Source organism: Stenotrophomonas maltophilia group sp. Smal13 (genome assembly GCF_030236855.1).
Lineage (GTDB): Bacteria > Pseudomonadota > Gammaproteobacteria > Xanthomonadales > Xanthomonadaceae > Stenotrophomonas > Stenotrophomonas maltophilia_A.
Map to the genome: position 1 here is coordinate 1 of NZ_JASJSQ010000123.1, position 10,802 is coordinate 10,802.

A 10,802-nucleotide genomic window follows, 5' to 3' on the forward strand; every position below is an offset into this window, starting at 1 on the left:
AGGAGACTCCCCATGACCCCACGTACCCTGGCCACCGCGCTGGCCCTGCTGCTGGCCGGCACCGCCGCTTCCACCACCGTATCCGCGCACGAACGCGTTCCCTCCGGCCAGCAGGTCGGCACCAGCCCCTGGGGGCCGAAGGACGAGATCGGCCGCCTCAACCTGATCACCGACGCCTCGCGGGCAGCGATCCTGTCGCGGGTCAGTGGCGGCAAGGCCTATGACCTGGCCACCGAATACTACGTCGGCATGCCCAGCTGGCAGGATGCCGGCGACCCGCACTACCAGTTCTGGATGACCCACACCCCGCGCGGCACGGTGATGGATGATCCGATGGGCGTGGGCGAGACCATGAACCTCACCCGCAGCTACACCGGCACCGCATTCTCGATGTACAGCCACACCGGCACCCACATCGATGCGCTGAACCACTTCGGCATCCACGGAAAGATCTGGAACGGCTTCGAGGCCGACAAGCACCTCGGTGACCGTGGCTGGAACGTCACCGGCATCGAGAAATTCCCGCCGCTGATCGCGCGTGGCGTGCTGATCGACGTGGCCGGCGCCAAGGGCGTGGACATGCTGCCGGACAGCTACCGCGTCACCCGCCAGGACCTGAAGGATGCGCTGGCACGCCAGCAGGTGAAGCTGCAGCAGGGCGACGTGGTGCTGATCCGCACCGGCCGCATGCGCCTGTTCGAACAGCCCAAGGCCTACATGGCCAACCCGCCGGGCATGGGCCTGGACGCGGCGCGCTTCCTGGTGGAGGACAGCGGCGCGATGATCGTCGGCGCCGACAACCTCAGCTTCGAGACCTTCCCCTCGGAGGTGTCCGACGACTACGTGCCGCTGCACACCTACCTGCTGGCCCAGCAGGGCGCGCCGATCATCGAGCTGGTGGCGCTGGACGAACTGGCCCGCGACAAGGTCTATGAGTTCGCCTTCATCGGCGGCCCGCTGAAGATCCGCGGCGGCGATGCCGCGCCGCTGCGCCCGGTGGCGCTGCCGGTGCGCCCGTAACCGGGAGTGCCCGTGCCTGTAGGTGCCGACCCTGGTCGGCACCGTTTTCCCATCCACGCATGGCGTGGATCTACTGGAGAGAACCCTGGTAGATCCACGCCATGCGTGGATGCTTTACCCCTTCAGCAACCTGAAACCCGACCTTCCGATTTCATTAGTAATTCTACTCACAAGGCGAGTAGCATGTCCGGTCTCAGCCCCTGATACCGGCCCGTCGATACTCGCGCCATGCCTGCCGTTTCCGCCCGTTCCTGCCGCTTCAAGCCAACCCGGCGCCTCCCTTGGAGGACCGGCTGATGGGTGCTGTCGTCGCCCTCGACCGGCTGCTGGACGGGCGCCAGCTGTGGCGCGGCCCGGCCCGCCAGGGCCCGGCCAGCGATCACCTGGCCAGCGGCCACCCGGCACTGGATGCGCGCCTGCCCGGCGGTGGCTGGCCGGCCAGCGGGCTGTGCGAGGTGCTGCAGGCCGCGCCCGGCGTGGGCGAGCTGGCCCTGGTCTGGCCGGCGCTGGCGAAGCTGAGCCAGCGCGACCGCCCGATCGTGCTGGTCGCCCCGCCCTATCGCCCGCATGCCCCGGCCTGGGCGGCGGCCGGGCTGGATCTGGCCCAGCTGCAGATCATCCACGCCGCACCGAAACAGGCGCTGTGGGCCACCGAGCAGTGCCTGCGCTCGGCCGCCTGCGCGGCGGTGCTGTGCTGGCCACACCAGGCCGACGACCGCTCACTGCGCCGGCTGCAGGTGGCTGCCGACAGCGGCCAGTGCCTGGGCTTCGTGTTCCGCGAGGCGCAGGCAGCGCGCAACCCCTCCCCGGCCAGTCTGCGCCTGCAGCTCGACCACGGCCAGGTGCGGGTGCTGAAGTGCCGTGGCGGCCTGCCACCCGCACAGCCGTTGCCACTGGCCATCGCCCACTGAGGCCGCGTCATGCATTGGGCCTGCCTGTTGTTGCCGCAGCTGGCACTGGACAGCGTGCTGCGCCTGCAGCCGGACCCGCAGCGGCCACTGGTGCTGCTGCAGGGGCCGGCGCAGCGTCGCGTGCTGCGTGCGGTCAGCCCGTCGGCACGCGCAGCGGGACTGCGCCCGGGCATGCTGCTGTCGGCCGCACAGGTGCTGGTGCAGGACATGTACCTGCACGACTACGACCCGAACGCCGAACAGCACACCCGGCAGCTGCTTGCCAGTTGGGCCTACGCCTACAGCTCGCAGGTCAGCCTCGATTTTCCGCACGCGCTGGTCATGGAAATCGGTGCCAGCCGTGCCCTGTTCGGTGACTGGCTGACGATCGAAAAGCGCCTGCGCGGCGAACTGCATGAGCTTGGTTTCCGCCACCGCTTGGTGGCCGCACCCACCGCGCATGCCGCGCGCGTGCTGGCCAACGTCCACGACGGCCTCGGCATCGATGCGCAGCAGCTGCCAGCGGCACTGGCGCAGCTGCCGTTGCCGCGCTGCGGCCTGCCCAGCGAAGCGGTGACCGTGCTCGGTCGTTCCGGTCTGCGCACGCTGGGTGCGGTGCTCGAACTGCCGCGCGACAGCCTGGCCCGGCGCTTCTCACCCGAGGTGCTGCAGCAACTGGATGCGCTGCGCGGCCTGCCCACCGCGCCACTGCGCTACTACCAGCCACCGGACCGTTTCGATGCACGCATCGAATTCGAATACGAGATCGAATCCAGCCAGGCCCTGCTGTTCCCGCTGCGCCGCCTGCTGCTGGACCTGGCGGCCTTCCTGTGCTCGCGCGATGGCGGCGTACAGCGCTTCGACCTGCACTTCGAGCATGACCTGCTGCCGGCCAGCGTGCTGACCATCGGCCTGCTGGCACCCGAGCGCGATCCCGCGCTGCTGTTCGAGATCGCACGCAACCGCATGGAAGCGTTCGCCCTGCCGGCCGGCAGCCGCGCACTGCGCCTGCAGGCCGAACAGCTGCCACCGTTCGTGCCCGCCGCGCGTGACCTGTTCGATACCCGGCCGGCACAGGCGATGCCCTGGAACCAGCTGCGCGAGCGCCTGCGGGCGCGGCTCGGCGATGACGCCGTGCAGCCGCTGGCGGTGCAGGCCGACCATCGCCCCGAACGCGCCAGTGGCACCCAGCCCGCGGTCAAGCCTCCGTCGTACTGGCCACTGCGTCCGGGCTGGCTGCTGGACACGCCGCAACCGCTGCGTGATCCGCGCCTGCGCATCGTCACCGGGCCGGAGCGGATCGAATCGGGCTGGTGGGACCAGGCCGATGCGCGCCGCGATTACTACGTGGTGGAAACCGCGCATGGCCAGCGCGGCTGGGCTTTCCGTGAGCGCAATGATCCACATGCCCCGTGGATGCTGCACGGCTGGTTCGGCTGAGCCGCCATGCACAGCGAACTGCCCGGCTACGCCGAACTGCACTGCCTGTCGGCCTTCAGTTTCCAGCGTGGCGCCTCGATCGCCGAAGAACTGTTCGCGCGCGCTGCCGGCCAGGGCTACCGCGCGTTGGCGATCACCGACGAATGCTCGCTGGCCGGCATCGTGCGCGCCTGGCAGGCCGCCAAGACGCATGGCGTGGCGCTGATCGTCGGCGCCGAATTCCAGATCGAGGACGGGCCGAAGCTGGCCCTGCTGTGCACCGACCAGGCCGCCTACGCCGGCTTGTGCCAGTTGATCACCACCTGCCGGCGGCGCGCGGCCAAGGGCGAATACCGCTGCCTGCGCGAGGACCTGCTCGGCCTGCCCGGCGGCCTGCTGTGCCTATGGCTGGACCGGCAACCAGCGGCCACCGATCTGGAACTGTTGCGCGCCAGCTTCGATGATCGCCTGTGGCTGGCGGTGGAGCTGCACCATGAGCATGACGACGCGCGTCGCCTGCAGCAGCTGCAGGCCTTCGGCGAACGCCACCACCTGCCGCTGGTGGCCAGTGGTGATGTGCACATGCACGTGCGCCGCCGCCGCGCCCTGCAGGACACACTGACCGCCATCCGCCACCGCTGCAGCGTGGCCGAGGCCGGCTGGCGCCTGTTTCCCAACGGCGAGCGCCACCTGCGCCCGCGTACCGCGCTGGCCCAGCTATATCCGCCCGAACTGCTGGCCGAGACCCTGCGCATCGCCGAGCGCTGCCACTTCACCCTGGAGCAGCTGCAGTACACCTATCCACGTGAACTGGTACCCGAGGGCCACGACCCGGACAGCTGGCTGCGCGTGCTGGTCGAGCGCGGCATCCCGTGGCGCTGGAAAGGCGGCATCGAACCGGCACAACGCAAACAGATCGAGCACGAACTGGCATTGATCCGGGAAAAGAACTACGCCTCGTACTTCCTCACCGTGCAGGACATCGTGCGCTTCGCGCGCAGCCAGGACATCCTCTGCCAGGGACGTGGCTCGGCGGCCAACTCGGCAGTGTGCTTCGTGTTGGGCGTGACCGAGATCGACCCGGCACGCAGCAACCTGCTGTTCGAGCGCTTCATCTCCGCCGAGCGCGACGAACCACCGGATATCGACATCGACTTCGAGCACGAGCGCCGCGAGGAAGTGCTGCAGTATGTATTCAAGCGCTATGGCCGCGAGCGCGCCGCCCTGACTGCGGTGGCGATCAGCTACCGTGGCCGCAGCGCGATCCGCGACGTGGCCCGTGCACTCGGCCTGCCGATGGACCAGGTCAACGAACTGGGCGCGGCGATGGACCACTGGGGCGGCCATGTGCCGCTGCCGGAGACCCTGCGCGAGCGCGGCTTCGATCCGGAAACCCCGCTGATGCGGCGACTGCTGGCGCTGACCACCGAACTGATCGACTTCCCGCGCCACCTGTCGCAGCACCCGGGCGGCTTCGTGATTTCCGAGCATCCGCTGTCAACCCTGGTGCCGGTGGAGAACGCAGCGATGGCCGACCGCACCGTCATCCAGTGGGACAAGGACGACCTCGATGCCACCGGCCTGATGAAGGTCGACTGCCTGGCGTTGGGCATGCTCACCGCCATCCGCAAATGCCTGGCGATGCTGCAGCAGCATGGCCTGCACGAAGGACGCATGGATGCGATTCCTCCCAAGGATACGAAGACCTACGACATGATCTGCGCCGCCGACACCATCGGCGTATTCCAGATCGAGTCGCGCGCGCAGATGGCGATGCTGCCGCGCCTGCAGCCGCGCACCTTCTACGACCTGGTGATCGAAGTGGCGATCGTGCGCCCCGGCCCGATCCAGGGTGACATGGTCCATCCTTACCTTGAGCGGCGGCGGATCCTGCGTGAACAGGGACCGGACGCGTTGAACGATCCAGACAATCCACTCTATCCAGCGCGGCTGGAACGCGTGTTCGCGCGCACCCTCGGCGTGCCACTGTTCCAGGAACAGGTCATGCAGTTGGCGGTGGAAGCGGCCGGCTACACCCCGGGCCAGGCCGATGCCCTGCGCCGCTCGATGGCGGCGTGGAAGCGCCGTGGCGGCCTGGAACCGCATCGCGAGAAGCTGCTGGCCGGCATGCTCAAGAACGGCTTCAGCCGCGAGTACGGCGAGCACCTGTTCGAACAGATCAAGGGCTTCGGTGACTACGGTTTTCCGGAAAGCCACGCCGCCAGCTTCGCCCTGCTGACCTATAACAGTTGCTGGCTGAAGTGCCATCACCCGGCCGCGTTCACCGCCAGCCTGATCAACAGCCAGCCATTGGGTTTCTACAGCCCCGACCAGCTGCTGCAGGATGCGCGCCGGCATGGCATCCGCGTGTTGCCGGTGGACGTGCGCCACAGCGACTGGGACTGCACGCTGGATTTCAGCAAGGGGCCGGCCGCGATCCGGCTCGGCCTGCGCCTGGTCGATGGCTGCAACGAGCCCGCCGTGCAGGCCATCATGCGTGAACGTGCGCGGCGCCCGTTCGACGATGTGGGTGACCTGTGCCAGCGTACCGCTCTGGACCGCCGCCAGCAGGGCCTGCTGGCCGATGCCGGGGCGCTGCGTGGGCTCAGCGGCCATCGCCATCGTGCGCGCTGGGATATCTCCGGCGTGGAAAACCGGTTGCCGCTGTTCGACCAGGCCCGCGCCACCACCGAAGCCCGCGTGCCACTGCCCCTGCCCAGCGCCTGGGAAGACATGCAGGCCGATTACCGCAGCACCGGCACCACGCTGGGCCGCCATCCGATCTCGTTCCTGCGCGCGCAACTGCGCAGCCGTGGCTGCCTGGATGCCGCACAACTGGCTGCCCACGGCCATGGCCGGCGCGTGCGCATCGCCGGCCTGGTGCGCATGCGCCAGCGCCCGCAGACCGCCAGTGGCGTCACCTTCCTCACCCTTGAAGACGAGACCGGCATGATCAACGCCGTGGTCTGGCGGCACCTGGCCGATCGCCAGCACCGGGTGCTGGTCGATACCCAGCTGATGCAGATCGATGGCCGCCTGGAACGCGTCGATGGCGTGCAGCACGTCATCGTGCAGCGCATGCACTGCCTGGATGAACTGCTGCAGGGACTGCGCAGCCACAGTCGCGATTTCCACTGACGATACACAACGTCACACAACGAACTGGCCATTGCCGGTCCGCATCCGCTATCGTCGGCACATCCAAGGAAGGACGACCCGATGTCCCGTGCGCTGCTGCTGACCACGCTGGTGGTCTCGACCCTCGCCCTGCTTGTTTCCGGCTGGACCGCCTGGAGCCTGCATCGCAGCCAATCGCCACAGCGCATCATCGAGGCACGCGGGCTGATCATCCACGATGCAAGCGGCCAGCCGCGGGTGATTCTCGGCGCACCGGTTCCCGATCCGCTCAGCCAGGGCCGCACCCAGGGGCCGCGCGCCACCGCCCTGTCCGGCCTGATCCTGCTCGGCCCCGACGGCTCCGAACGCGGCGGCTACGGCACCAGCGACCGCGGCGGCGAAGCCCTGCTGACCCTGGACGATGCCACCGGCACCACCGAAGTGTTCAAGGTCGTCGCCAATCCGGACCGTGGCGCCAGCCTGATGGTCAAGCACCAGAACAACACCGGCGCCATGCTCACCTCCTGGCAGGGCAAGCCGGAGCTGATGTTCGTCGATGACAGCGGCCAGTCCTACTACGTGCGCCCCGGCGCCAACGCCGCGCCTTGATCTGCTTCTGTAGCGTCGAACCATGCTCGACTACCGGTCATGTAGAGTCGAGCCATGCTCGACTGCTTCTACCAACAGCAGCCGAGCATGGCTCGGCTCTATAAAGGCGAAGCAAAGCCGAGCATGGCCCGACGCTACAAACCACACACCGCCGCCAGGTCATCGGCCAGCTGCCGCAGCTGCGCCGGTCCCAGCGCCGAACACGTAATGCGCAGACCATGGCCCGGTGCCGCCACCGCGAACACTTCGCCGGCGCGCACATGCCATCCGCGCGAGGCCAGTGCCAGCACCTGTGGGTGGCTGTCGGCCGGCAACGGCAGCCACAGGTTCAATCCTTCCATCGGCTGCGGCGTCGGCATGCCATGCGCGCGCAGCAGCTCCTGTAGCGACTGCAGGCGCTGCTGGTAGCGCTCACCCGCCGAGGCGATCTTCGCCCGCTGCGTTGCCGACGCCAGCACCGAAGTCGCTGCATCCTGCAGCAGGTGGCTGACCCAGCCGGTGCCGGACGCCAATCGCAGCCGCAACCGCGATGCGGTCTCCTCATCGCAGGCCAGCCAGGCCAGCCGCAGGTCCGGACCCAGTGGTTTGGACAACGAACGCAGCAGCGCCCAGCGCCGGCCATCCAGCGGCAGCACTGAGTGATAGGCCTGCTGCGAGAGCAGTGCGTAGTGATCGTCGATCAGCACCGCCACCTGCGGGTAGGCCGCCAGCAACTGCCGCAACGCCCGTGCCCGCTTCGCATCCAGGCTGGCCCCGGTCGGGTTGTGTGCCCGCGGGGTCAGCAGCACCGCGCGTGCGCCGGCCTCCAGCGCCTGCCGCAGCGAATCGACCTGCATGCCATGCGCGTCCACCGCCACCGGCAACGGCGCGTGGCCCACAGCATTGAGCACATTGAGGCTACCGAGGAAGCATGGATCCTCCACCGCGATGCGGTCTCCTGGCAGCAACCACGCCGCCAGCAGGCGCTCGATGCCATCAACCGCGCCATGGGTCAGCTCCAGCGCATAGCCCTCCGGGCAGTCCGCATCCAGCGAGGCGCGCGCCAGCGCCTGCAACCTCGGGTCGACCGTGCCTACGCCGTACAAACGCGGCGCGGCCGGGGCCAGGCGCAGGTTCGGCAGCAGGCGCGGATCCGGATTGCCACCGGCCAGGTCCTGCAGCGCCAGCCCGGGCGTACTGCCCTCGCGCGCCAGCGTCGGCGGCAATCCGCGCACCACCGTGCCACGGCGGCCCGCCGTGCTGGCCAGGCCCGCCGCATCCAGGCGCTTGTAGGCAGCGGCCACGGTGTTGCGGTTCACGCCCAGTTGCTCGGCCAGTTCACGCACCGGCGGCAGCACGCTGCCGGCCGGCAGGCGGCCCTTGCCGATGCCGTCGCGGATGCTGTCGAAGATCGATTCGGCGCTATGCCCGGTGATTTTCATTTTGTCCTATGCCAAAATATATCTTGTCCTGTGCCAGTGTATCCCACCCTGGCCATCCTGCATTGGAGGTGCCCGCATGCCCCTTGCCGCTGCCGACTGGCCCGTCGCCCAGTCCGTTGAACAGATCGCCGCCAACCTGGTCACGGTGCGCCAACGCATCACCGATGCCTGCGCGCGCGTCGGCCGGGACCCGGCCAGCGTGCGCCTGCTGCCGGTCAGCAAGACCGTCGATGACGCCCGCATCCGCATGGCGGTGGCCGCAGGCTGCCGCGAACTAGGCGAGAACAAGGTGCAGGAGGCGCAGCGCAAGGCCGAAACGATGGCCGACCTGGGCGTGCACTGGTCGGTGATCGGCCATCTGCAGACCAACAAGGCGCGCTACGTGGCGCGCTTTGCCAGCGAGTTCCAGGCGCTGGACAGCCTGCGCGTGGCCGAGGCCCTGCAGCAGCGCCTGCAACTGGAAGACCGCACGCTGGATGTGTTCGTGCAGGTCAACACCTCGGCCGAGCCGAGCAAGTACGGACTGGAACCCGACGCGGTCGAGGCCTTCGTGCAGCAGCTGCCGGCCTTCGATCGCCTGCGTGTGCGCGGCCTGATGACCCTGGCCATCTTCACCCCCGACGTCGAGCGCGTGCGCGCCTGCTTCGTGCGCCTGCGCGAACTGCGCGACCAGCTGCAACGCACCGCCCCGCCCGGCCTTGACCTGTCGCAGCTGTCGATGGGCATGTCTGGTGATTTCGAAGTGGCCATCGAGGAAGGTGCCACCGTGGTCCGCGTCGGCCAGGCCATCTTCGGCGCCCGCGCCACCCCGGACAGCTTCTACTGGCCGAACAGCGGAGCCCCGGCATGAAGCACGCGGTTGTCCTGCAACACGTTGCCTTTGAAGACCTCGGCACCCTGCAGCCTCTGCTGTTGGCACAAGGCTGGCAGTTGCAGGTGCTGCAGGCCGGCGTCGATGCGCTCGATCCGGCCGAAGTGGCCGACCTGCTGGTGGTGCTGGGCGGCCCGATCAGTGCCAATGACACAGCGACCTATCCCTTCGTCACCGACAGCATCGCCCTGCTGCAGCGCCGGCTGCAGCAGCAGCGGCCAACCCTGGGCATCTGCCTGGGTGCACAACTGATGGCGCGTGCACTCGGTGCCAGTGTCGCTCCCAGCGGCGGCAAGGAAATCGGCTTTGCGCCACTGCTGCTGACCGATGAAGGCCAGCGTTCACCGCTGCAGGCCCTGCAGGGCATTCCGGTACTGCATTGGCATGGTGAGGCGTTCGAGCTTCCGGCCGGTGCACGCCGCCTGGCCAGCACGCCGGCCTGCCGCCATCAGGCCTTCGCCATCGGCAACCACGCACTGGCCCTGCAATGCCATCCGGAACTGGACGCCCGCCAGTTCGAGCGTTGGCTGGTCGGCCACACGCTGGAGCTGGCCCAGGCCGGCATCGATCCCAACGACCTGCGCGCGCAGGCGCGTCGCTATGGCGCACCACTGGCCGCAGCCGCCACCGCGATGTTCGACCATTGGCTGCAGGACCTGCCGGAGACACCGCGATGAACTATCGATTGCAGATCCACCGCGAAGGCGTCTATTGGGGCCACTTCGACTGCAGCGGCCCTGATGCCCTGCAGCGCATGGACGCCATCGCCGCACAACTGCCTGCGGATCAGGGCTTCCAGCTGAAACGGCAGAAAGGTGTTGGCGAAGAGCGCATCCTGTCCAGCAATGCCGACGGCCTGCGCGTACTGGCTTCGCAGATCCAGTACCGCGATCTCTGACGATCGTCACGGTAGTGCCGGCCGCTGGCCGGCATTCGAATCTACCGGCCAGCGGCCGGCACTACCCCGGCTGTTCGGCCGCGTGCGAAGCTTCACCGATGCTGACCCTGCAACGCGGCAACCACCACGGACTGCTCATCGCCCCGCGCTGGCCCTCCACCCGCATCCAACTGGAAGAAGAGGTACTGCAACGCCTGCTCGACGCGCAGGCAATGCTGCCTGTGGGGCTGCGGCTACTGCTCACCCGTGGCTTCGAACCCAGCCACAGCCGTCTCGGTGGCTTCCGCCGCCTGGTGCGTGGGCTCGGCATCACCCTCTTCCGTGCCTGTTATCCGCAGCGCCAGGATGAAGTCGACGCCATCTTCGGTGCCAACGGCCACGACATCGATGGCCGTCATGTCGATGTCTCACTGGTACTGCACGGCAAGCGGCTGCGGCTGCTGCCCCTGGGCGTGTTCACCCCGCCGCGCTGGCAGCACCGCCGCATCGCCCGGTATGCCGAGCCGGTCGCACGCGCGAAGCGCAGCCTGCACCACCGCGCCCTCCAGCTGCTGCAC

General features: G+C 68.5%; 10 protein-coding genes. 9 read left to right on the forward strand and 1 reads right to left on the reverse strand.

Annotated elements, in window-relative coordinates; translation table 11 throughout:
- Positions 1-12: 12 nt before the first annotated feature.
- The 5 genes from QRO95_RS23555 to QRO95_RS23575 all read left to right on the forward strand — a co-directional run bounded on the left by QRO95_RS23555 (position 13) and on the right by QRO95_RS23575 (position 7,055).
- Positions 13-1,020, forward strand: coding sequence for a cyclase family protein (locus tag QRO95_RS23555; RefSeq protein ID WP_125894581.1), 1,008 nt, complete (start codon positions 13-15; stop codon positions 1,018-1,020).
- Between the two features lie 296 nt (positions 1,021-1,316).
- Positions 1,317-1,931: a translesion DNA synthesis-associated protein ImuA gene (imuA, locus tag QRO95_RS23560; RefSeq protein WP_032129603.1), complete on the forward strand. Its 615-nt coding sequence runs from the start codon at positions 1,317-1,319 to the stop codon at positions 1,929-1,931.
- A 9-nt stretch (positions 1,932-1,940) separates the two neighbouring features.
- On the forward strand, positions 1,941-3,350 hold the full coding sequence (locus QRO95_RS23565) for a DNA polymerase Y family protein (RefSeq protein ID WP_049398435.1): 1,410 nt from the start codon (positions 1,941-1,943) through the stop codon (positions 3,348-3,350).
- Positions 3,351-3,356: 6 nt separating this feature from the next.
- A complete protein-coding gene (locus tag QRO95_RS23570; RefSeq protein ID WP_121503547.1) occupies positions 3,357-6,467 on the forward strand; it encodes an error-prone DNA polymerase in 3,111 nt (1,036 codons plus the stop codon).
- Positions 6,468-6,548: 81 nt separating this feature from the next.
- Positions 6,549-7,055: a hypothetical protein gene (locus QRO95_RS23575; RefSeq protein ID WP_006373615.1), complete on the forward strand. Its 507-nt coding sequence runs from the start codon at positions 6,549-6,551 to the stop codon at positions 7,053-7,055.
- Between the two features lie 134 nt (positions 7,056-7,189).
- Here QRO95_RS23575 and ptsJ read toward each other — a convergent pair whose 3' ends face one another.
- Positions 7,190-8,476, reverse strand: coding sequence for a transcriptional regulator PtsJ (gene ptsJ / locus QRO95_RS23580; RefSeq protein ID WP_049398433.1), 1,287 nt, complete (start codon positions 8,474-8,476; stop codon positions 7,190-7,192).
- A 76-nt stretch (positions 8,477-8,552) separates the two neighbouring features.
- Between ptsJ and QRO95_RS23585 the strand changes: the two genes are divergently transcribed.
- From QRO95_RS23585 to QRO95_RS23600, 4 genes are all read left to right on the forward strand, one after another.
- Positions 8,553-9,326, forward strand: coding sequence for a YggS family pyridoxal phosphate-dependent enzyme (locus QRO95_RS23585; protein WP_032129368.1), 774 nt, complete (start codon positions 8,553-8,555; stop codon positions 9,324-9,326).
- Complete coding sequence (locus QRO95_RS23590) at positions 9,323-10,024, forward strand: glutamine amidotransferase (RefSeq protein WP_285303602.1); 702 nt, start codon at positions 9,323-9,325, stop codon at positions 10,022-10,024. Before QRO95_RS23585 ends, QRO95_RS23590 begins: the two co-directional genes overlap by 4 nt.
- Positions 10,021-10,245, forward strand: coding sequence for a hypothetical protein (locus QRO95_RS23595; RefSeq protein ID WP_279912210.1), 225 nt, complete (start codon positions 10,021-10,023; stop codon positions 10,243-10,245). Before QRO95_RS23590 ends, QRO95_RS23595 begins: the two co-directional genes overlap by 4 nt.
- A 98-nt stretch (positions 10,246-10,343) precedes the next feature.
- Positions 10,344-10,802, forward strand: a 459-nt coding sequence (locus QRO95_RS23600) for a hypothetical protein (protein ID WP_285303603.1), incomplete at its 3' end; no start/stop codon positions are given.

Coding starts and splice junctions, on each gene's coding strand:
- QRO95_RS23585 (WP_032129368.1), top strand. CDS start 8,553: ATGCCCCTTGCCGCTGCCGACTGGCCCGTCGCCCAGTCCGTTGAACAG.
- QRO95_RS23570 (WP_121503547.1), top strand. CDS start 3,357: ATGCACAGCGAACTGCCCGGCTACGCCGAACTGCACTGCCTGTCGGCC.
- QRO95_RS23555 (WP_125894581.1), top strand. CDS start 13: ATGACCCCACGTACCCTGGCCACCGCGCTGGCCCTGCTGCTGGCCGGC.
- QRO95_RS23595 (WP_279912210.1), top strand. CDS start 10,021: ATGAACTATCGATTGCAGATCCACCGCGAAGGCGTCTATTGGGGCCAC.
- QRO95_RS23565 (WP_049398435.1), top strand. CDS start 1,941: ATGCATTGGGCCTGCCTGTTGTTGCCGCAGCTGGCACTGGACAGCGTG.
- QRO95_RS23575 (WP_006373615.1), top strand. CDS start 6,549: ATGTCCCGTGCGCTGCTGCTGACCACGCTGGTGGTCTCGACCCTCGCC.
- ptsJ (WP_049398433.1), bottom strand. CDS start 8,476: ATGAAAATCACCGGGCATAGCGCCGAATCGATCTTCGACAGCATCCGC.
- imuA (WP_032129603.1), top strand. CDS start 1,317: ATGGGTGCTGTCGTCGCCCTCGACCGGCTGCTGGACGGGCGCCAGCTG.
- QRO95_RS23590 (WP_285303602.1), top strand. CDS start 9,323: ATGAAGCACGCGGTTGTCCTGCAACACGTTGCCTTTGAAGACCTCGGC.